The following is a 21,701-nucleotide window of genomic DNA, read 5'->3' as shown; positions in this document are numbered from 1 at the left end:
TTCGCGGTCATCCCGGCGGCGGTGTCATACCGTCCGGCGCAGAGCACGGCGTGGCCGCGCACCTACGGCCCGCAGACTGCAAAAGTTGTGGGGCCAAATGGGGAGAGTATCTGGACGGACAAATATGGCCGCGTGAAGGTGAAATTCCACTGGGACCGTCTGGCGAAGGGGGATGACACCAGCTCCTGCTGGGTGCGCGTGTCGAGCGCCTGGGCGGGTCAGGGGTACGGCGGGGTGCAAATTCCGCGGGTCGGCGATGAGGTGGTGGTGGACTTTATCAACGGTGACCCGGACCGTCCGATTATCACCGGCCGGGTGTACAACGAAGCAAGCATGCCGCCGTGGGCGCTGCCGGCGGCGGCCACGCAGATGGGTTTTATGAGCCGCACGAAGGATGGCTCCGTGGATAATGCCAACGCCCTGCGCTTTGAGGACAAGGCGGGTGCAGAGCAGGTGTGGATCCAGGCTGAGCGCAACATGGACACCAGCATTAAGAACGATGAAACGCACAGCGTCGGTGGCGAGCGCAGCCATTATGTGAAGAAAAATGAACTGCATCGGGTGGAAGCGAATCAGATCCAGGCGGTGAAAGGCGGAACAGAGATCCTGACGGGCAAAGGCAAGCTGGATGCGGCGGTGGAGCAATATGTCATTGCTTCCGGTACGAAGCTACGGCTGGTCTCTGGTGAAAGCGCAATTGAGCTGAACGCTAACGGCAAGATTAACCTCATCGGCAAAGAGTTTAATTTCTTCGTTGAAGGGGATGGTCATATCACCACCGGCGGTAAGCTGCACCTGAATACGTCTGGCACACAACCGGGCACCACGGCGCCGGGTTCCGGGCATAAAGGGGATATTGATGCGGCGGTGCAGGAGAAATTTACGACTAAAGGTGAGTAAGGTCGTAGCAGTGCTTATTGCATTATTAACGACGGGAATGGCTGAGGGAAATTCAGAGAAAAAGGATCTCTGGGCGTTCATTTCACAAATGAGCGCCTCACTCAAAACGTTATCCGTTACGAGTCTAAATGACATGCCGTTGCATTTTACCTACATGAAAAATAATGCATATATGAACCTCTACCATGCTGATGATTTCAAGCTTTTGGAGGGTACGAGCATTACTACCATTGATTTACGAGTAAGCAAAGAAAATGATGGCATGGCTCCATTACTGAATTTTTCACCATCAGGCCAGTGCATCACACTTCAAACCGTTAAAAAGCATTACCCACAACTGACGTTAACTGATTATCCCCGAGGCCGCTCGGAGAATGAAGTGACCAGTTATACAGCACCAAAAGATATGAATGGGCAAAAAGTGAGTTTCAGTTTCACCGTAAAAAAACCTGACTGTCTGAGCTCTGTTGTTATTAGCGCTGACTAAGAAAACAGCTTCCATGACTCGCGGTTTCCCACATCGGTGAGAAGCGTAATTTAGATTGAGAAAATGACGATTAACGTGAAAAAACAGACTCCGACATATCTTTGTTTTGTTCTGATGCTTACCTGTCTGTGCAGCAGTGCGGTATTGGCTCAAGTTATACCGCCCGTTCTGACAAATCACGATTTTTCTGTGCAGATAAAAAGCCAGCCTGTCGAATTGGGTGACAGATGGACTCCTGACGTTGCGCGCAGAATTGACGTGCCAGTGGAAGGCAGTTTTACCGGTGAGGTTCCTTTTGACGGAGCTAACTATAAATTCTTCCAGCATCATAAGTCTGGGTTAGACATTTTCAGTTCCAATCTCTGGTGGGATAAAGCGGAACGAAGCGTTGATGATTATATCGTGTCGCAGATCACGCTGACTGCTACAGATGTCGCAACGCCGCGTGGTGTCCATGTTGGTTCAACGAGAACGGACTTGAACACAGCATACGGTGACGGTCAGGTCGCAAAGGATGCTGGAGAACAATGGATTACCTATGAGTTGGGTAAAAAGGTCCTCTCTTTTGAGATCAAAGACAGTAAAATTGTTAAGATAACAATGAATTACGACAATGGAAATCCAGAGTAATTTATGAAAAGGAAATATCTGGCAGCCGTATTGCTCACCGCTTTCTTGGCAGATGCAACTGAAACTGCAACTGCGCTAGAGTTATCACAATACAATAAGCTCAATACGGTCAGTCGCATCGTTAACGATAGCGAAGTGACAGACCTCCTCAGAAAGGCCCTGGGAAGCGATTACCAGACGTTTATCAACAATTTTGATGTATTTGGTGAACCGCATTCCACGGCTGACGGAGGATTGTTGATTGAAGGCTGGCTAAAAGATCTTTATCTGGAAAACGCCTCTGCTTTGGTTATCGAACCAGATGGCAAAATCTACGCTGCCTGGGTCATACCCGAGTCTGACGTTATTCATTATCAGTCTTCTGAACATCGTCAGGATATTAACGGCGATATTAAAAAATGGGCTGCAAGATTTGGCACACTGCATTTTGAAACGATAAGCCAATCTGGTCCCGCATTTGGCGGAGTATGGTCAGGCGAGTACGCGAACGACTCGACGTTAACTCTGCGGTTAGCTGAATCAGGTGGCCGTATCTCCGGATCTTATTGCTATATTTCTCAAAGAGGAAACCGCATTGATTGCCCGGAAGATGATGAGCGTAATCTTAGCGGTACGATCGCGGGCAATCGTGCCAATGTTGAGTTCAACTCTTCGTTTGGCGGTATAGGCGGACGGGCTGTTCTGGAAATTAAGGGGAGTGAAATGGAATGGCGTTTAGTTACTCCTCCTCAAAAAGGAAATTATTATGCTCCGCAGCGTTATACGTTACATAAAGCTGCTTCGGCTCAGACAGTTGAAACCCGAAAACTCGATACTGAAAAGTTCGCTATTTCTCTGGTCAATAAATGCGGGCGTTTTACTAGTGAATGTGACCAGATGTATTATCTCGGCGTGCGCAAAAGTGATAATAGTACGATCTCCCTTAAGGGGAAAACGTTGCACGATCCTGCAGGTAAAATAATTGGTTCTACCTATAAGAATGGCGAGATCGCTTACACCGTGACTTACTCACCCGTGAAATTGGTCGTGAGCAAAGGCAGCCATGTGCTAGTTGAACAGTCAGGTCAGTGGCTTAAATAATGCATTCGTCAGCCCAAAGGCCAGCATGGATTGGCCCCTTTTATTTCTCACACTATTAATCATCCCGAGTTCACTTATGAAATACACCCTCCAGGAAGGTTCGTTTTCCCTTTTTCCTGCTGCCTGGCAGGACAACAGTATGAATATTATTCGCGATGACGAAAGCGGATTGTCCGTCGTGGTCAGTCGCGGCGTTATTCCGGATGGCAGCGACTATGAGAAAGAGTTTCACCGCCAGTGGGAACTACTACGTCCGCAGATGGGCGAGATTGCCCAAAGCGCATTCCAGAGCGTAAAGGTCGGGCCTGACGGAAAAATTAACGCGCTGGAAGTCGAGACGACTTTTGACAGTAACGGACAGCGCATTTGGCAAAAACAGCTGGCCGTACAAACGCCGGGCAAGCCGGTGTTGATGATTTTTACCCTCTCGGCGCTCAGAGCATTTACCGCAGAGGATGAGGTGCGCTGGAGCGCGCTTAAGCAGAGTCTGACGCTAAACGACAACCGGAATGTGTAAGGCATGAGCGATAACAACGCGGCCCGTCAGGGCGACGAGATTATTCACTCCAGCATTTTTGCGGACATCACCAGCATTGTGGCGGAAGGTGCCGCCTATGCCGTTATCGGCGCTGCCGTGGGCGCGGCGGCAACCGTTGCTGCTCCGCTGCTGGGGGCGGGTGCCGCCGCCGCGGGCGTGGCGGCGATTGGATCCAGCTGTCTGTTAAGTGGGATCATTGGCGGCGTACTGGCAAACGTGGCAGGTATAACTGACGATATCAGCAACGCCGCCGAAGGCTTAGGCAACGCGCTGTTCCCGCCGTCACCAGCGGGCAAAATTACCACCGGGTCTGATAACGTTCTGACGAACGCGATTCCCGCTGCACGAGCGGCCGGGACGCTGACGCCCGCCGACACACCGTCACCTGAACCACAGTCTCCGGGCAGCTTTGCCGATTATGCCGGCATGCTGCTTTCCGCCGCTGGACAGTTTGGCAGCGAGATGTGGCAGCCGAGCGTGGCTACTGCCGCCGCGGGAACCTCGCCGCTGGAAGAAGACAAGGTGGCGTGCGAAAAGCACTCCGGGCCGCAGTATCTGGCGGAAGGCTCTAAAAGCGTCTTTATCAACGGACAGCCCGCGGTACGTGCAAAAGATCGCACCACCTGCGAAGGCACCGTTTCCGACGATGTTTCCCCGAATGTGATCATCGGCGGGGACACGCTCACGGTCCGCGATATCAAAAGCGGTAAAACGCCGGGTCTGGCGCTGGGGATGATTGCGCTCTCCCTGCTGCGCGGGCGTCCGGGTAAAATCCTGAAAAATATGCCCTGTGCGCTGGCGGCAGCCGGCGGTGGCATGCTGGCCGATATGGCCGTTAATGCTGTGTTTGGCTCCTCGCACCCGGTACATGCTGCAACCGGCGTGAAGGTGCTGAATGATGACGATGAACTCGATTTCTCGTTGCCGGGGCGCTTCCCGCTGCGCTGGCAGCGCAGCTACAACAGCCTGACCACTCGTGAAGGGCTGTTTGGTCTGGGTTGGGCGACAACCTTTGACAGCTATCTGACGCTCGAAGAGAACAACGCGACCTGGTTCGACGAAACCGGCCGTGAGCTGAGCTTTGAGCTGCCGCCCGTCGATCGCGCGTTTTACAGCATCAGCGAAGGTATCATCATCCGCCGCAATGAGAGCGGCGACGTGGCGATTGCCGACGATGACGGCGCGGTATGGCGTCTGTATAAACCGACCCGGGTGAATCCCACCATCCTGCGTCTGGCCTCCCTCAGCGACGAATACGGTAACGCGCTGCTGACGGAGTGGGATGAACACGGCAGGCTGGTCAATCTTCACGATGAGCCACGGGCGATTGATGTCACCCTGCGCTATGAAGATGAGCGTTTCCCGCAGCGCGCCACCTCTGCCAGCCATTTTGACGGCAACCGTACCTGGCCGCTGATGCAGTGGGGTTACGATGCGCGCGGCCAGCTGGCGAGCGTGACGGATGCCTCTGGCGTAGTGACGCGTGAATACCGCTATAACGACCACGGCCTGATGGTCTGGCACCGCCTGCCGGGCGGGCTGGAGAGCGAATACCGCTGGCAAAAATTCGACCACTGGCGCGTGGTGGAAAACCGCACCAGCACCGGCGACGGCTGCCGCTTCACCTACGATTTAGCCGCCGGGCTGACGACCGTCGAGCACTACGATGGCCAGACGCGTAAGCACTACTGGAACGCGCAAAATCTGATTGTCCGCTACGTTGACGAGCGCGGTGAAAACTGGTGCTACGAGTGGGATGAAAACGAACTTCTGACCCGTCGCATCGATCCGCTCGGTAACGCCGTCACCTTCGTCTACGACGAAATGGGCAACCGGGTGCAGGAAATCGACGCCGACGGCAATACCCGCACCACCACCTGGCTGGAGCACCGCGCGCTGCCGTCAGCCATCATTGAAGCCGACGGCAGTGCGACCCGTTTCTGGTACGACGAACATCACGGGCTGAAGCGTGTGGTGGACCCGATGGGGCAGACAACACTGCTGCGCCGGGACGAGTTTGGTCAGGTCGTTGAAGAAGTTGATGCCGCGGGAAACAGTCGCTACCAGGAGTACAACGAGGCCGGGCAGGTCATTCGTGCCACAGACTGTTCAGGACGAATAACCCGCTATACCTATCATCCGCTGGGCTGGTTAACGACTGAGATCGGCGCTGACGGCGAAGAGACGCGCTATCGCTACGATGCCGCAGGGCGTCCGGTGCAACTCGATCGACCGGAAGGCTGGACAGAGTCACTTGCATGGAACGAACGCGGCCTGCCGGTGACGCATGCGGGCGCTGATGGCAAAGAAAGTGAGTTTATATACGACGAGGCAGGACGATTAACCGCTACGCGTAATACTCAGGGTGAAGAGGTCCGTCGCCGCTGGGACAGCCGCGGGCGACTGATTGCCCTGGAAAATGAAAATGGCGAAGCCTATCAGTTCCGCTGGGGGCCCGACTCGCTGCTGCTGGAAGAGGTGGGGCTCGATGGCGTAACCTCGCAGTATCGCTATGACGCATGCGGGCGAACGATAGCGCGCACGTTTGCCGCCGGTCATCCGGAAGCCATCACCCATGCCTTCGCCTGGAGCGCGAGTGGCCAGCTGGTTGCCCGCACCACGCCGGAAGGGCAGACCCGTTATCACTACACACCGTCAGGTTTGTTGAGTCGTATTGGACTTCATCCGGCACTTTCCGTTGACGCCTGGAGTGCAGAGGCAGAACAGGAACTTGCCTTTGAGTATGACGCCCTGGGGCGTGTCACGCGTGAAGTGGGCGAGCACGGTGAGCTGGCATGGGAGTATGATGCTCTCGGCAACCGCACCTCCGTCACGCTGCCCGATGGCCGCGAGCTGAAACAGTTCTACTACGGCAGCGGGCATCTGCTCAGCATTGCCCTCGATAAGCTGTCGGTCTCTGATTTTACCCGTGACGAACTCCACCGTGAGACCAGCCGCACCCAGGGGCTGCTGACCACCCGCAGCGAGTACGACCGTCTTGGTCGACTGCATCGCCGGGATGTATTCACTGGCAATGCCCAGCGTCCGTCGCCGCGCCGCTGGTCTCGCCGCTGGGATTACGACTACCGCAATAACCTGGTGCGGGAAGAGCGGGACGATAACCCGTTCAGCTGGTACCGCTGGCAGTACGACAGCGCCGGACGTCTGCTCGTTCAGGACGGCACGCTGCCTGGCCAGGAGCAGTGGCGCTGGGACGCTGCCGGTAACCCGCTGGAAGGTTCTGCTGAGAAGGTCACGCACAACCGCCTGACGCAGCTTAACGGCATTCGCTGGCGCTATGACATCCACGGCCGCACCGTGGAGAAAGATAACGGCCAGACCCGCTGGCACTACCGCTACGACGGTGAACATCGCCTGACGGAGGTCATCAGCCAGTCGCGGGACCGCAATAAGCCGCATACGCAGGCCAGCTTCCGCTACGATCCGCTCGGTCGCCGCATCAGCAAAACGCGCCGCCAGATGTTGGGAGGACAGCCAACCGGCAAGCCGGTTACCACCCGGTTTGTCTGGGAAGGGTTCCGCCTGCTGCAGGAAGTGCACGGGGACGTGCCGCTGACCTACGTTTACAGCGATCAGGACAGTTACGATCCGCTGGCGCGTGTCGATGGCGTTGATTCCCCGGAGATTTTCTGGTTCCACTGCCAGCCCAACGGTACGCCGGAGCGGATGACGGATATCGAAGGGCAGGTGCGCTGGGAAGGGGTGAACAGCGCCTGGGGCAAGCTGCTGCGGGAAAGCGAGACGCAGGTATCAGGATATTCTCAGAACCTGCGCATGCAGGGGCAATACCTGGACCGTGAGACGGGGCTGCACTACAATCTGTTCCGGTATTACGACCCGGACTGCGGGCGGTTTACGCAGCAGGACCCGATAGGGCTGGCGGGGGGGATAAACCTTTACCAGTATGCGCCGAATGCGCTGGGGTGGGTGGATCCGTGGGGGTTGAAACCAAGATGTGCACCGACGAAAGCAAATGACCATAATCAGGCTGCTTTCGGCAGGCAGTGGCAAGGTCATGGGGAGTACAAAGGACGCGACTTATGGTCTAACACAATGTTAAAAGAAGGTGATGTCATCTACGGTGGTGCTCCTGGACAATCTGGTTTTTATTTTGATAAGGCAACTCTCGATGCCGCTGGCGGTAGTAGACAAAAACTATGGGAGAGTTTGCAGGTACAGCCACATAGAATATTTGGATTCCGTAGCAAAATTCAGGCGTACCGTGTAAAACGAGATGCAGTTGCTGGAACGGGACAAGCATTATCACAAGATCCTGTTGTTTTTGGTCAGGGAGGAGGAACACAATTTTTCCTTTCAAATTATAAAATTGTGCTTGAGCCTATTGGCAAGCCTTTTGATATCGGAATATGACTATGAATCTTGCTATAGATACAGGCGCTTTTTTCTTCAATAAAATGCTGATGCTGACACCACTTACAACCAAAAAAGAAATAATGAATAATGATAATTTAAATTGGGAGCCTTGGCCAGATAAGGGATGTGATACAGTCTCTTATAGAGCTATTTTTAACATAAAAGGAAACACGCATGGTGATATTTATTTGATAGTTAACTTTATTCAACCTAATGATGAAAATGCTATTATAGGTAGTTGGAGTTTCGCGCCTTATAAATTAATCGATGGGGAGCAAAAAAAACCAGAGGGGAAAGTTACAAAAAGATTAAGGGACTGGTTCAAAGAAAAAACTAATGTTGACCTCCCAATTCATGGTGCATGGGGCCATATTAATGCGGCATATGACCATTGGAATTGCTCAGGTGCAATTTATTGTAATTATCGTTCTGGTTTCAGAGATGAAAAATCCTGGAGGGATTATTGCAAATGGAATAATATAAAATTATGAATTGAATGCGTATTGGTGTAAAAAACCTCGCAATTATTTAATGATGGGGTGTCGAAAATAAAGCTTGCGACTGTTGAAATCATACCTTTTGAGGCCAGTGTGAAGACAGAACTCTTGGAAAATGTGTTTTAACCCCGTAAGAAAATCAAACGTTAAGCAAGAGTTCATCACATCGCCATCTTTAACGATGTAATCTTTTCCTTACGCAGCATCTTGCCTGCTTCTTCGCGCCTTGTTCACCCTGCTCTCAATAAGCTGTCGGTCTCAGATTTTAGCCGCGACGAACTTCACCGTGAGACCAGCCGCACCCAGGGGCTGCTGACCACCCGCAGCGAATATGACCGCCTTGATCTACTGCATTGCCGGAACGTCTTTACCGGCAATGCCAACGTCCGGCACCGCGATGCGGGTCCCGCCGCTGGGATTACGACTACCGCAGTAACCTGGTGCGGGAAGAGCGTGACGACAACCCGTTCAGCTGGTACCGCTGGCAGTATGACAGCGCCGGGCGTTTGCTTGTTCGGGACGACACGCTGCCTGGCCAGGAGCAGATGCGCTGGGAAAGGGCGAATAGTGCCTGGGAAAAACTACTGCAGGGAAGCGGGACGCAGCTATCAGGATATTCTCAGAACTTGCCTATGCAGGGGCAATACCTGGACCGTGAGATAGGACTGACAACAATCTGTTTCGGTATTACGACCCGGACTGTGGGCGGTTTACGCATCAGGAGCCGATAGGGCTGGCGGGGGATAAACCTTTACCAGTATGCGCCGAATGCGCTGGGATGGGTGGATCCGTGGGGGGTTATTTAATAGTGGTATATTAGTTAAAGATATGTCTGGCAAAGTTGGAGATCGACTCTCTGCTTACCATGTTATACCCGCTGAGGTGTGGAAAGAGAACCAATCATTCTTCAATAATATTGGCATCGGTAAAGACATGGACTCTGCATTTAATGGTATTTATTTGCCAGGCAGCGCAACAGCAATGAAACAAGATGCAGGAAAGGAATGGATGTTTTCCATAGCAGTAATCATCATAACTATAGTGGTATTGTCCGCCAGCGAATTGCTCGTGTTGAGCAACGATATAATTCTGGGATATTAGATGCTAAAGGGACGAGGATAGCTATAAGGCGGACCCAGATTGATATGAAGAATAAAATTTGGATGGGGCATGTTCCCACAACAAAATGCAGGGGAATGAATTAATGTCCTATTATGTGATCATGAATGATTTTGAATCATCACTCATGCCAAGAAATTTACAGGGCATGGTTGATGAAAGATTACAGATCGATGAAAACTGGGAAATAGAAGGCTCAGCATTTTCCTTCCCTTATCGAATAACAGACGATGCATGTCCAGATCGTATTTATTTGTTGTGCAATAAAAATGTTGGGGCTTTGAAATTTGACTATTATAAAAAAGACTTCGGGTACTTGATGGATAAGTCTTTATTTTCAATTTTAGGAAATTATAAGCACAATGTTTTTTTTGACCGAGATATAACACCAATTTCGATTGGGAATGGACAAGTTCTTCGAGATGATTTTAAATATGTATATTTTCCAGGCGTGGATGTTATAGATGAAGAAAAATCTATTCTTGAAGATGATAAATTCGGAGATATCAAACCTTTTAAAATTGAATTAAAGAATGATGCGATTGAATATGATATTTTTTCGTTTAGCGGCACATTATTAGGAGGGTTTGTCATTATTAAACAAGAGGTTAAGGAAGTAATTGAAAGTAAAGGCTTCCGGGGTTTGAAACTTGTTCAACTGGAAAATGCTTTAGACGTTTTCTGTGAAGATTATTTCTACGAAATAGACTCAAATCGTAAGAGAAAGGGCAATAAACTACCTTAATATTGAATGGTGTCGTGCTATTACTGATTCTTTATTTTTCTTTTTTAATGGCGCGAAAAAGTTCTTTGTATGATGAGTCCATTTTTCAACTATAGATCATAGTAGTTTTACGAGTAATCAATAATGTTAACTCTTAAAGAGGAGTGATGTATATAAAAAATACTATTCAAGACTTTGTTATCAAATTCAAAACGAATGATTTAAATATGGGAGAGATAGACTTTACAGCAGAAGAAAATGAAAGTTCTCTCCCTGTGAATTTAAATGGCGAAATTCGATTTTTTTATAGCCATTTGATTTTAAATGACCATCCAACATTTTATGGTACTTTCTTTATACAAATTGTTGAGTCTCAAGATCTCAATGAAATATTATCAGGTTGGCGAGTTCAAAATGATACGACCTGGCACGATGAGTATATAATCTTTGCTGAAAGAAATGGAGACGTTCTTTTTTGTGACACCCGAAATATCACATCTCCTGTTTATGGTAGTATTCAAAAACGAAACTTTATCATTTCCGGTTCTTTAGCTGACTTTTTGGATGTTTTTTGTTCTGCCATTGAGATAGAGCAAAGTAAATATGATGGTGATGGTACAGATGATGATTTTAATTTCAGAGAGGATTTTCTGGAAGATATCGATTTTATGCTTAAAAGCAAACTAAAGGATGTTGAGGCAAAAGGGTTTAAGCAATTCTTTTTTGGTTAAGTTTTTATTTTTTAATATTAACAATCACATTTTTTAGAGAACTTCTTTCTTCAAAAAGTATTTATGGCTCATGTCAGCTTTTATATTGGTTAGGAGGTTTCTTTGCGATTCACCATCAATAAACACATGAAAATCGGTTACGATAAATTTGATGAAAAAAGAGTTACATCTTTTATAGAAAAAGGAAATGAGTTTCATGATGATAAAAAATATACTGAGGCGTTAGAGCAATACCACAAAGCCTGGCAAGCTCTTCCTGAGCCGAAGCTCGAATGGGAAATTGCCAACTGGATCTCTGCATGCATGTACAGCGCATATTTTGATTTGGCGGATTATGCTGAGGCAAAGACATGGGGTGAGACGACATTACGGACATGTGGATCGGATATAGACACTGCACCCTTAATCGATCTCGGCATGGTCTGTTATGAGCTGAATCAATTTGAGGAAGCGTATAAATATTTTAACGATGCTTATAACTATGGCAAAGAGCGTGCGTTTCAGGATAGACCTATAAAATACATTGAATTTTATTTGCGCAAAGGAACATGAGTACATCGTTATTTACCTTTTTAAGATGGCTTGAATAAATATGTTCCATATAATTGCTTACGGAGTATGATTACTACTTTATAATCTCATGAATAACTTCAAAAAATGTGAAAAAAAGATTGGACGTGCAGATATCTATAAAACGGAAAGTAAATTATCTATTACCCTTCCGGATGATTTCGTTTCACATTATCTGCAATTTAATGGTGGCATTCCTGAGAAAAGTTGGTGGGATGGTGATGAAGGTTTTGAGCCAGTAGAGGTAGCAGGATTTAAACCGTTTGTTTATAATACTCAGACAAATGATGATCCTAGGTCTTTAATTGACGGTTGCTATATTAGCATGTTGGATAGGGAAGTGATTCCTAGGAACCTACTTCCTTTCGCAAATGATTGGGGAGGGAATTTCTTTTGTCTGAATTTAGATAATTATTCAATTGTATATTTTGCTACAGATTCTTTTGATGAAGATTTGACTATGCAAGAGAATCATATAAAACTTCAAAGATATCTGACAAATTCATTTTCCAACTTTGTTGATGGATTGGTAACAGAAGAGAGTCTTCCTTAAAGAATAATTAATAAGTTTGCGACTTATTTAATTCTGCTGCTGTGAAGTCTATTTTTATGAAATTCTGTAGCAAGCCATAAAGTTCTAGTTAAAAACTAAAAATGCAACGTATTTTTCCCTTTAATTAACAATTACCATCTTTGGTCATGAGTTTGTTATTTCTCAGAAATAGTAACTACCTTTTAGGACCAATTAGTATTCAAACGAAAAATAGGTTGAGAATGAAATAACCTCAAACCCTAAGCTTGAAATTAACAATCCTCCATATGGAATTCAATGGGATCATGAATGGGGAAGAATTGTTGTACAGTCTAATGAAAAAAGCTTCGACTGTAGAATTTATATCGAATGGAATGTTTGACTAAATGAAGTTATCAATTAATAAAATCCCCCCATTTGCTTATCACCTAACCTGTCTATTAATGGAGTTAAAGGTTTAGACAAAATGAAAATAACAAATCGACTGAAAAAGAAGTTATTAGCCCTAGATGGCATTGACAATGATTTCATAGAGTATGGAAAGGAACTAGCATGCCCTGAATGCGAAGGTGTAATAATATATTCCATAGTAAATTCATATGGTTTTGACTCGCTCACCGAAGAGGTAAAATGCTTTCTTGTTAAGAAAATGAGAGGTGTGAAGTATCTTAGTGAAGATAATAAATATAGCTATGATGAAAGCCAATTGTATGTTTCGAAAAACACATGTCAAAACTGTTTAAAAGACTTTTCAACTGTTTTTACGTATAAAGAAGTTCAGTCAGCCCGGTACCGTGTATATCTTGTGGGGTTTTTTGAAGGTGACTTAAAACAGATCAAACATTGAAATTTTAGGTTTACCTATGATTGAAAATCTTAATTGTATTAAAGAAAATGATCTGCTTGAATGGACGCATGGTGAAAGTAACACACTGATTACTTTGCCATTTTTAGACTGTGCAATGATAGATTCAACACGCCAATTAGTCTTTGCGTTAAGCGAACCAAAGCCATTACCAACCGTTTTGACAATATTCAATGCTAGGGGCGAAAAGCTGTTGTCGTCTGCACCTCCTGAAGACGCTATTTTCTACTACTTAACATTCAATCTTTCAAAGGAAGTGGTCGTCGTCTGTAGTTATGCAGTACAACAGAATGGCTGGTATGATTGGTTTTATTCCTACGATATGAAGCGTAACGCGTTTTCTCGATCGGGCCCTGCGTATTAAGCTCGAAAGTGCCAAAAAATGATAACAATAACCGGTGGGGTCATTCTCGCTTAATGTGAGAGTCTTGCCTCGCTTGAAGAGTGCTTATGCGAGGATCCTTTTCAGGCGCTAAAGCTTGCGACTGTTGAAATCATACCTTTTGAACCCAGTATGAAGACAGAACTCCTGGAAAATGTGTTTTGACCCCGTAAGGAAATCAAACGTTAAACAAGAGTTCATCACATCGCCATCTTTAACAATGTAATCTTTCCCTTCCGCACGCATCTTGCCTGCTTCTTCGCGCCTTGTTCATCCTGCTCTCAATAAGCTGTCGGTCTAAGATTTTAGCCGCGACGAACTTCACCGTGAGATCAGCCGCACCCAAGGGTTGCTGACCACCTGTCCGTCTTGTCCGACTGCATCGCCGCTGGGATTACGACTACCGTAATAACCTGGTACGGGAAGAGCGGGACGATAACCCGTTCAGCTGGTACCGCTGGCAATACGACAGCGCCGGGCCGTTTGCTTGTTCAGGACGGCACGTTGCCTGGTCAGGAGCAGTGGCGCTGGGATGCTGCCGGTAACACGCTGGAAGGTTCTACTAAGAAAGTCACGCACAACCGTCTGACGCAGCTGAACGGTATTCGCTGGCGTTATGACGTCCACGGCCGCACCGTGGAGAAGGATAACGGCCAGACCCGCTGGCACTACCGCTACGACGGTGAGCACCGTCTGACGGAAGTCATCAGCCAGCCGCGGGACCGCAACAAACCTCAGACGCAGGTCAGCTTCCGCTACGATCCACTCGGGCGACGCATCAGCAAAACGCGACGCCAGATGCTGGGCGGACAGCCGACCGGCAAGCCGGAGCGGATGACGGATAGCGAAGGGCAGGTGCGCTGGGAAGCGGTGAACAGCGCCTGGGGCGAGCTGTTGCGGGAAAGCGAGACGCAGTTATCAGGATATTCCCAGAACCTGCGGATGCAGGGGCAATACCTTTACCAGTATGCGCTGGGGTGGGTGGATCCGTGGGGGTTGTCGCCTTGTAAACCTGATAAACATCTACCGGATGCGGAACCAGGGCAATATAATTACCGGGGTATACATAAAGACCATCCCGAATGGGAAAATGCACTTAATGGTAAGGTGATTCCTGGGGATGTTCATTCATCAATAACTCCGGAGCAACATAACTTTGGCGGGGTATCAAGTATCAGCCCATATACTTCGTGGACAGATAGTCCCGATGTAGCAAGAAGCTTTGCAGGACCTGATGGTGTTATATTAAGAGTCAAAGTTGGTGCTCCTAAGTCAGGCGATTCTTGGTCGTGGGAGTATTCTTTTGATGAATGGATGGAACGAGAAATCTTACTTAAAGGAATCCGAAGTGGCGATGTTGAGGTGTTTTTACCATGAAAAATGATAGCCTTGTTGAGTATGCGCGAGAAAAAATACCGGATGAATTTCGTTCTTATCTAAATGAAAAAAATAATATGCAATGTGCATCATTCATAAGTCATACTCAAGATGAGTTGCGAACAATGAAAGCGCATAAAGAAAATACGAAATTCACCGAATTGAAAGTAAAGGGGCTTGATGAGTTAATTATTGTTCTTGAAAACTTTGATAAAGAAAATGTTTCTGTAATTAACATCCGTACTAAGTCATATTCTTTTAAGGTTTATTCAGATGAAAAAAATAATTTTCTGCTGGGGGTTGTAATCCTTAAGTTAAAAAAGAAATCTGATGAAGATATTCGATTTGGGCGAGAGGTTCTTGGTATTGTGACTCCTCCTCCCGATATAGAAGATGATTAGGCTTTCTGGCTTTAAGTTATGTACAGACCAACCAGAATGTGCATGTGTAGCGTTCCGGTATGAATTGTATGCATGGTTGTAGGTGCTACACGACGGAAAGAATATTATCAATGTAGGACGTGGGGATACACCAACGCGTTTGAATAGCCATGTGAATACACCGGGTAAATCTCTTTTGGAACAGTTGACCATATTTGATAATAATTCGACCAAAGCTGAAGCTAAATACTTGGAACAAAGAATTATGGATCTTAATGGTGGAGCTAAGTCAACGAATTCTTTAACAAATCGCCTCAATAAAATCAGATCGTATAGTCCTAATAACCCAAAGGCTAGCACATATGATATTGTGGATGATAGCAGTGATTGGGGTGGAAAAGTATTGAATGATGCGTTATCAATACTGAAAGATAATGGCTTATGAAAGTAAAATACAAACAGGGTGACATCTTTGTCATTCCATTGAGCAATGGGAAATATGCAATTTGTCATATTGTTTTTGCTCCAAGCAAAAAATTTAAGCAAGCAATAGGGTTCTGCATATTATCGATACAGCAGACTGAAGAGCTTATTGATGGCGGTTCATTAACACCGCTAAGTTTTGAAAAGTTTGGTAAAGAGACGAAAGTTATCTTTACCGGCAACCAAAATATCAGCAAAGGCGTTTGGAAAATTATTGGTCACACTGATCTTACAGAAGAAAAAAACAATTGAAAATATTTAATTATGCTGGTGTTTTATATATGGGAGAGGACGAAATCAGGCGGTTATCTGTTGCCGAATACCCTAATTACACAACAATGGGGGTTTCAGGGTTTGAGCTTGTCGATAATATCCTGACCAATATTTGAGCATCAGGGGAAGGGTGCTTCCCCTGTCAGATTTCGTATTGCAGCCACTCATTAACATCTTAAAAATATCACAGGTATTTTATTTTTGATGGCCTGATCTCACATTATCGGTAGAACGATAATAAAAATCGAGGTAATGTAATGAATGATAAAAAAATACAAATAGTTGATCTGCTGATTTCACATGGTCAAATAGTGTTACGATCCCGAGACTATGACGAAAAGCTGAGTCAGTGGGGAAAGGGTAATGTTTCTCAAGGTGCTGTTCTTCACAAGGATTATGTTATATTCGATCCATTACCAGAGGACGCGTTTGGAGCAAACGTCAATATCAAAATAGAGAATGCTTTCAAATTGAATAAAAATGCTCAGCGCTGTATTGTTGTACCATTTTTCATTACGGATAAACATAAGCTGCAAATCGCTTCTGCAACTGAGAAATTCGATTTAAATATAGATGTGAACGATAAAGTTTATTCACTCTTTTATGAGATTTGTGAAGGCAATGAAATTTACTATAATTTCACTCTTGTACCGGAAAAAGAAGCTGTTGCTGCTAAGTTTTTGCTAGATGACCCTTGGGGAGGAATAAAAGACCATCCTCTCAAAGAAGGTATTTTTTAAATTTAATACTACCTGGGAAATTTATCTCGGAATAAAAATCCGCGCCTAAGCGTGGATTTTTTCATTCAAAACCAATCAAACGTTAAACAGGAAGTTCATCACATCGCCATCTCTAACGATGTAATCTTTCCCTTCCGCACGCATCTTGCCCGCTTCTTTCGCGCCTTGCTCACCTTTGTAGGTGATAAAGTCTTCAAACGCGATAGTCTGCGCACGAATGAAGCCTTTCTCGAAATCGGTGTGGATCTTACCGGCTGCCTGAGGCGCAGTCGCACCGACAGGGATGGTCCACGCACGCACTTCTTTTACACCAGTGGTGAAGTAGCTTTGCAGGTTCAGCAGCTCATAGCCCGCGCGGATCACGCGGTTCAGGCCCGGCTCTTCCAGACCCTGCTCGGCCATGGACTTTTCACGGTCGACGTCGTCCATTTCAGCGGTATCGGATTCAACCGCGGCGCAAACCGCTACCACTACAGAACCTTCACTGCTCGAAGGTTCTGCTGAGAAAGTCACGCACAACTGTCTGACGCAGCTGAACGGCATTCGCTGGCGCTATGATATCCACGGCCGCACCGTGGAGAAGGATAACGGCCAGACCCGCTGGCACTACTGCTACGACGGGGAGCATCGCTTGACGGAAGTGATTAGACAGCCGCGGGACCGCAACAAACCGCAGACGCAGGTCAGCTTCCGCTACGATCCGCTTGGGCGACGCATCAGCAAAACGCGACGCCAGATGCTGGGCGGACAGCCAACCGGCAAGCCGGTCACCACCCGGTTTGTCTGGGAAGGGTTCCGTCTGCTGCAGGAAGTGCACGGGGACGTGCCGCTGACCTGTGTCTACCGATCAGGACAGCTAGGACCCGCTGGCGCGCATTGACGGCGTGGAAGCACCGGAGATCTTCTGGTTCCACTGCCAGCCCAACGGCACGGATGACGGATATCGAAGGGCAGGTGCGCTGGGAAGGGGTGAACAGCGCCTGGGGCAAGCTGCTACGGGAAAGCGAGACGCAGGTATCAGGATATTCTCAGAACCTGCGCATGCAGGGGCAATACCTGGACCGTGAGACAGGGCTGCACTACAATCTTTTCCGGTATTACGACCCGGACTGCGGTAGGTTTACGCAGCAGGACCCGATAGGGCTGGCGGGGGGGATAAACCTTTACCAGTATGCGCCGAATGCGCTGGGATGGGTGGATCTGTGGGGGGGGAGTCGTGAGTGTAGCGGTAAAACAAAACCTGATTTCTATGTTGGGCCTGCTGGTCCAGGCGCTACAATGCCTTCAACTGCTTATCGTTATGTCCGATATTTGAATGACGATGGCAGTTTAGATAAATGGGTTCCTGGTCTTCTCGAAACTAAAAAAGCGCCTGTAACGTATTTTGGATTCGAAAAATTTTATACGGGTAAAGCGACTCGTGATGCGTTTCAGATAAAAGGTCCTGATAAAGTTGATCCGACTTTACCAGCGGATGTTTCTTGGAGTGATGTAAGAATTATAGGAATATTTGATACATTGCAACTTTATGAAAATGGTACTCCTCAAGTGAGGCATCCAAGAATGTTTGGGGATGAAGTTGGTGCACCATTAGAACAATTTACAAATGCTTATCCGCGGTATGGGAAAGGGGGCGTAGAACAAATGCACGCAGAAAAACGGGGAATTACTTTCGACAAAATTGATATTTTTCCGGAGGAATAATGAATTACGATTCATACAATGAGGTGCTCGACTATCTCAAGGAGTTTTTTAAGTCAAGAGTAGAGTCAGCACGTTATTTAGAAAAGCTAATAACTTTGATTGAAGCTTCTCGCTCTGAAAAAACTGTGACAATAAGAGCTATTTATGAAACGTACATGCAGTATGTAAAGGAAAATAGAGAAAATATAAAAGTCATCGTTGGAGAAAAAGAAATGTGGATTAATTTATTGAACCATTGGCAATAAGGTTTTATTGTCACAAAGATTCCATTGGAAATGGTTCTTACATACCAGCGTGAATAAATTGATGTAAGTGAATTTTGGTGCCATGGTGAAAATTCCAGCATGCGCCTTGCGTATATCTGTAGCTATCCAGCAAAACAAAATGGTGGCATGATTGGTTTTATTCCTGGGATATGAAGCGTAACGCGTTGTCTCAATCGGGCCTGCATATTAAGATCAAAAGCGCTAAAAAAATGATAACTATAACCGGTGGCAAAACAGGAACTGTATCAGCAGTTCCAACAAGCGGTTTAAAAAAATAGAGTTAAGAGGCAAAGGATGAGCACGGTTTACATTGTCATTTTGACCTATATAAAACCACTCGATGAAATCGACGCAGCGATACCTGCTCATGTTGAGTGGCTAAAAAAGGGGTATGCAGAGGGGATTTTTCTGGCGTCCGGTAGACGGATCCCAAGAAACGGCGGTGTCATTCTCGCTAAGTGCGAGAGTCTTGCCTCTCTTGAAGAGCGCTTACGCGAGGATCCTTTTCAGAAGTTAAAGCTTGCGACTGTTGAAATCATTCCCTTTGAACCCAGCATGAAAACAGAACTCCTGGAAAATGTGTTTTAACCCCGGAATGAAAAAAATCCACGCCAAAGCGTGGATTTTTTTCATTCAAAATAAATCAAACGTTAAACAGAAAGTTCATCACATCGCCATCTTTAACGATGTAATCTTTCCCTTCCGCACGCATCTTGCCTGCCTCTTTCGCACCTTGCTCACCTTTGTAGGTGATGAAATCTTCAAACGCGATAGTCTGCGCACGAATGAAGCCTTTCTCGAAGTCGGTGTGGATCTTACCGGCCGCCTGAGGCGCAGTCGCACCCACAGGAATGGTCCACGCACGCACTTCTTTCACGCCAGCGGTGAAGTAGGTCTGCAGGTTCAGCAGCTCATAGCCTGCGCGGATCACGCGGTTCAGGCCCGGCTCTTCCAGACCCAGCTCGGCCATGAATTCGTCACGGTCAGCGTCGTCCAGCTCTGCAATGTCGGATTCAACGGCAGCGCAAACCGCTACAACCACTGAACCTTCAGCCGCCGCGATTTCACGCACTTTGTCCAGGTACGGGTTGTTCTCGAAACCGTCTTCGTTAACGTTGGCAATGTACATAGTTGGCTTCAGAGTCAGGAAGCTCAGATATTTGATTGCCGCCTTGTCTTCTTCTGTCAGGTTTTTCAGCGCGCGCAGCATGCCCGCGTTTTCCAGCTGTGGCAGACATTTTTCCAGCGCAGCCAGTTCTGCTTTCGCGTCTTTGTCGCCACCTTTGGCTTTCTTCTGCACGCGGTGAATAGCGCGTTCACAGGTGTCGAGGTCAGACAGTGCCAGCTCGGTGTTGATCACCTCGATGTCGTCAGCCGGGTCCACTTTGTTGTTAACGTGGATGATGTTGTCGTTCTCGAAGCAACGCACAACGTGACCAATTGCTTCCGTTTCACGGATGTTGGTCAGGAACTGGTTACCGAGGCCTTCGCCTTTGGATGCACCTTTCACCAGGCCCGCGATGTCCACGAACTCCATGGTGGTCGGCAGAATGCGCTGCGGCTTCACGATTTCCGCGAGCTGGTCCAGACGCGGATCGGGCATTGGCACTACGCCGGTGTTCGGTTCGATGGTACAGAACGGGAAGTTCGCCGCTTCAATACCTGCTTTGGTGAGCGCGTTGAACAGGGTGGATTTGCCCACGTTTGGCAGACCGACGATACCGCATTTGAATCCCATTTCTAAATCACCTTAATATCTTGATAATCAATCCGTTAACGATAACCGATTGATGAAAAGTAAATAACTACGCCTATTATACACGTAACCCGCACCACGCGCGGTAAAAATGCCGTATCGGGCGGATTATTGCACTTTGAAAGCGTGTAAGCGGTTTGTCGCTTTGGTTAGGCCATCCTGCAGCCAGATTTCGGTGCAGCGCACCGCTTCGTCGACCGCTTCGTCAATCAGTTTCTGCTCAGAAACCGGTGGCTTACCCAGTACGAAACCGACAACTTTGTTTTTATCGCCCGGATGGCCGATTCCCACGCGCAAACGGTGGAAATTGGGGTTATTGCCCAGCTTGCTGATAATGTCTTTCAGACCATTGTGACCGCCATGACCACCGCCCAGTTTGAATTTTGCCACACCGGGGGGCAGGTCCAACTCATCATGGGCCACCAGAATTTCATCCGGGTTAATGCGATAAAACGTCGCCATGGCTGCAACAGCTTTGCCGCTCAGGTTCATAAAGGTGGTGGGCACCAGCAGACGAACATCTGCGCCAGCAAGATTGATACGTGAGGTATACCCGTAGAATTTTGGTTCTTCACGCAGGGGAGCACGTAACCGTTCGGCCAGCAGATCAACGTACCAGGCACCGGCATTGTGGCGGGTCGCCGCGTACTCTGCGCCTGGGTTCGCGAGGCCGACAATCAGTTTAATCGTCACGATTCAATTCCTAATGGGTTCCAGATCTGGCGCGTAGTTTACTGTCTGACGCGCCGCTTGACAAAATTCTGCTGCCCGAACCGCGAGATATGAATAATTACTTATCTGAACAATTAGAATTTCAAGCTGTTCAATGTCTTATTTGTAAACTTTTGTCTGGGAGTTATCTGTAAATGTGATCATTCACGCAACTCATAAAAGAGCCGTTGTCTATACTTTACACACAAGGATTAGGGGCTTTTCCCCTTACAACCCAAAGTTCCGGAGGTGACATATGAAACGCAAAAACGCTTCGATACTCGGTAATGTGCTGATGGGGTTGGGACTGTTTGTGATGGTCGCTGGCGTGGGTTATTCAATTTTAAACCAATTGCCGCAGCTTGACCTTCCGCAATACTTCGCGCATGGCGCGGTATTGAGTATCTTCCTTGGTGCAGTGCTATGGCTTGCCGGTGCACGCGTGAGTGGACATGAAGAAGTCTGCGACAAATACTGGTGGGTGCGCCATTACGATAAGCGCTGCCGCAGGGACCAGCACAAACACAGCTAACGTGCTACGACGAAAGAACACCGAAACGG

23 protein-coding genes and 5 pseudogenes are annotated in these 21,701 nt (G+C 47.6%); 24 read left to right on the top strand and 4 right to left on the bottom strand.

The window, feature by feature from the left end; all coding sequences use genetic code 11:
- The 15 genes and pseudogenes from tssI to QMG44_RS23055 form a co-directional block, all read left to right on the top strand.
- Positions 1-900 (top strand): type VI secretion system tip protein TssI/VgrG (gene tssI, locus QMG44_RS23125; RefSeq protein ID WP_281853279.1); only part of this gene is annotated, 900 nt, incomplete at its 5' end.
- A 10-nt stretch (positions 901-910) separates the two neighbouring features.
- Positions 911-1,387, top strand: coding sequence for a hypothetical protein (locus QMG44_RS23120; protein ID WP_232937565.1), 477 nt, complete (start codon positions 911-913; stop codon positions 1,385-1,387).
- Between the two features lie 75 nt (positions 1,388-1,462).
- Positions 1,463-2,017, top strand: coding sequence for a hypothetical protein (locus QMG44_RS23115; RefSeq protein WP_228175274.1), 555 nt, complete (start codon positions 1,463-1,465; stop codon positions 2,015-2,017).
- Between the two features lie 3 nt (positions 2,018-2,020).
- Positions 2,021-3,097: a hypothetical protein gene (locus tag QMG44_RS23110; protein WP_079230878.1), complete on the top strand. Its 1,077-nt coding sequence runs from the start codon at positions 2,021-2,023 to the stop codon at positions 3,095-3,097.
- Positions 3,098-3,173: 76 nt separating this feature from the next.
- Positions 3,174-3,614: a DcrB-related protein gene (locus QMG44_RS23105; protein WP_041162718.1), complete on the top strand. Its 441-nt coding sequence runs from the start codon at positions 3,174-3,176 to the stop codon at positions 3,612-3,614.
- 3 nt (positions 3,615-3,617) lie between these two features.
- The gene (locus QMG44_RS23100) at positions 3,618-8,027 is read left to right on the top strand and encodes an RHS repeat-associated core domain-containing protein (protein ID WP_232937566.1); all 4,410 of its coding nucleotides are present in this window, start codon (positions 3,618-3,620) and stop codon (positions 8,025-8,027) included.
- Positions 8,028-8,029: 2 nt separating this feature from the next.
- Complete coding sequence (locus QMG44_RS23095) at positions 8,030-8,521, top strand: hypothetical protein (protein ID WP_183516261.1); 492 nt, start codon at positions 8,030-8,032, stop codon at positions 8,519-8,521.
- Between the two features lie 201 nt (positions 8,522-8,722).
- Positions 8,723-9,327, top strand: a pseudogene (locus QMG44_RS23090) (RHS repeat-associated core domain-containing protein); the annotation flags it as partial.
- The gene (locus QMG44_RS23085) at positions 9,287-9,628 is read left to right on the top strand and encodes a hypothetical protein (RefSeq protein ID WP_165764044.1); all 342 of its coding nucleotides are present in this window, start codon (positions 9,287-9,289) and stop codon (positions 9,626-9,628) included. The pseudogene QMG44_RS23090 and the gene QMG44_RS23085, both read left to right, overlap by 41 nt.
- Positions 9,629-9,731: 103 nt before the next feature.
- Positions 9,732-10,391: an Imm43 family immunity protein gene (locus QMG44_RS23080; RefSeq protein WP_232937568.1), complete on the top strand. Its 660-nt coding sequence runs from the start codon at positions 9,732-9,734 to the stop codon at positions 10,389-10,391.
- Positions 10,392-10,537: 146 nt separating this feature from the next.
- Positions 10,538-11,101 (top strand): hypothetical protein, encoded by a 564-nt coding sequence (locus tag QMG44_RS23075; protein WP_232937570.1) that lies wholly within the window; start codon positions 10,538-10,540, stop codon positions 11,099-11,101.
- Positions 11,102-11,227: 126 nt separating this feature from the next.
- Positions 11,228-11,653, top strand: a complete 426-nt coding sequence (locus tag QMG44_RS23070; RefSeq protein WP_063934445.1) for a hypothetical protein — start codon at positions 11,228-11,230, stop codon at positions 11,651-11,653.
- A gap of 88 nt (positions 11,654-11,741) precedes the next feature.
- Entirely contained in the window at positions 11,742-12,224 is a 483-nt protein-coding gene (locus tag QMG44_RS23065) for an SMI1/KNR4 family protein (RefSeq protein WP_080010520.1), read from the top strand.
- A gap of 445 nt (positions 12,225-12,669) precedes the next feature.
- On the top strand, positions 12,670-13,050 hold the full coding sequence (locus QMG44_RS23060; RefSeq protein ID WP_232937572.1) for a hypothetical protein: 381 nt from the start codon (positions 12,670-12,672) through the stop codon (positions 13,048-13,050).
- A gap of 16 nt (positions 13,051-13,066) precedes the next feature.
- Positions 13,067-13,432: a hypothetical protein gene (locus tag QMG44_RS23055; RefSeq protein WP_072048406.1), complete on the top strand. Its 366-nt coding sequence runs from the start codon at positions 13,067-13,069 to the stop codon at positions 13,430-13,432.
- 196 nt (positions 13,433-13,628) lie between these two features.
- Here the strand turns inward: QMG44_RS23055 and QMG44_RS24340 are convergent.
- Positions 13,629-13,711: pseudogene (locus tag QMG44_RS24340) on the bottom strand (DUF933 domain-containing protein); the annotation flags it as partial.
- Between QMG44_RS24340 and QMG44_RS23045 the strand changes: the two are divergent.
- The 5 genes and pseudogenes from QMG44_RS23045 to comJ all read left to right on the top strand — a co-directional run.
- A pseudogene (locus QMG44_RS23045) lies at positions 13,707-14,452 on the top strand (RHS repeat domain-containing protein); the annotation flags it as partial. The pseudogenes QMG44_RS24340 and QMG44_RS23045 overlap by 5 nt on opposite strands.
- Positions 14,453-14,823: 371 nt before the next feature.
- On the top strand, positions 14,824-15,228 hold the full coding sequence (locus QMG44_RS23040) for a hypothetical protein (RefSeq protein ID WP_086532398.1): 405 nt from the start codon (positions 14,824-14,826) through the stop codon (positions 15,226-15,228).
- An 82-nt stretch (positions 15,229-15,310) separates the two neighbouring features.
- Positions 15,311-15,652, top strand: coding sequence for a hypothetical protein (locus QMG44_RS23035; protein WP_207622564.1), 342 nt, complete (start codon positions 15,311-15,313; stop codon positions 15,650-15,652).
- Entirely contained in the window at positions 15,649-15,942 is a 294-nt protein-coding gene (locus QMG44_RS23030; RefSeq protein WP_232937574.1) for an Imm26 family immunity protein, read from the top strand. Before QMG44_RS23035 ends, QMG44_RS23030 begins: the two co-directional genes overlap by 4 nt.
- Positions 15,943-16,220: 278 nt before the next feature.
- On the top strand, positions 16,221-16,703 hold the full coding sequence (gene comJ / locus QMG44_RS23025; protein ID WP_086532399.1) for a competence protein ComJ: 483 nt from the start codon (positions 16,221-16,223) through the stop codon (positions 16,701-16,703).
- Positions 16,704-16,778: 75 nt separating this feature from the next.
- Here comJ and QMG44_RS23020 read toward each other — a convergent pair.
- Positions 16,779-17,201 (bottom strand): annotated as a pseudogene (locus QMG44_RS23020) (DUF933 domain-containing protein); the annotation flags it as partial.
- On the opposite strand from QMG44_RS23020, the pseudogene QMG44_RS23015 reads away from it, so the two are divergent.
- The 3 genes and pseudogenes from QMG44_RS23015 to QMG44_RS23005 all read left to right on the top strand — a co-directional run.
- A pseudogene (locus QMG44_RS23015) lies at positions 17,191-18,407 on the top strand (RHS repeat domain-containing protein); the annotation flags it as partial. The pseudogenes QMG44_RS23020 and QMG44_RS23015 overlap by 11 nt on opposite strands.
- Positions 18,407-18,652, top strand: a complete 246-nt coding sequence (locus tag QMG44_RS23010; protein WP_086532401.1) for a hypothetical protein — start codon at positions 18,407-18,409, stop codon at positions 18,650-18,652. The pseudogene QMG44_RS23015 and the gene QMG44_RS23010, both read left to right, overlap by 1 nt.
- Before the next feature lie 315 nt (positions 18,653-18,967).
- A complete protein-coding gene (locus tag QMG44_RS23005) occupies positions 18,968-19,261 on the top strand; it encodes a YciI family protein (protein ID WP_014170518.1) in 294 nt (97 codons plus the stop codon).
- Positions 19,262-19,316: 55 nt separating this feature from the next.
- Here the strand turns inward: QMG44_RS23005 and ychF are convergent, their stop codons facing one another.
- Positions 19,317-20,411, bottom strand: a complete 1,095-nt coding sequence (ychF, locus tag QMG44_RS23000) for a redox-regulated ATPase YchF (RefSeq protein ID WP_014170508.1) — start codon at positions 20,409-20,411, stop codon at positions 19,317-19,319.
- 126 nt (positions 20,412-20,537) lie between these two features.
- Positions 20,538-21,122 (bottom strand): aminoacyl-tRNA hydrolase, encoded by a 585-nt coding sequence (gene pth / locus QMG44_RS22995; protein WP_086532402.1) that lies wholly within the window; start codon positions 21,120-21,122, stop codon positions 20,538-20,540.
- Positions 21,123-21,396: 274 nt separating this feature from the next.
- Between pth and ychH the strand changes: the two genes are divergently transcribed.
- The gene (ychH, locus tag QMG44_RS22990) at positions 21,397-21,672 is read left to right on the top strand and encodes a stress-induced protein YchH (RefSeq protein ID WP_014170506.1); all 276 of its coding nucleotides are present in this window, start codon (positions 21,397-21,399) and stop codon (positions 21,670-21,672) included.
- Positions 21,673-21,701 lie beyond the last annotated feature (29 nt).

This window comes from Enterobacter sp. 200527-13 (genome assembly GCF_027924865.1).
In the GTDB taxonomy this organism is placed as follows: domain Bacteria; phylum Pseudomonadota; class Gammaproteobacteria; order Enterobacterales; family Enterobacteriaceae; genus Enterobacter; species Enterobacter ludwigii.
This window is presented reverse-complemented; position numbering and strand designations above follow the sequence as displayed.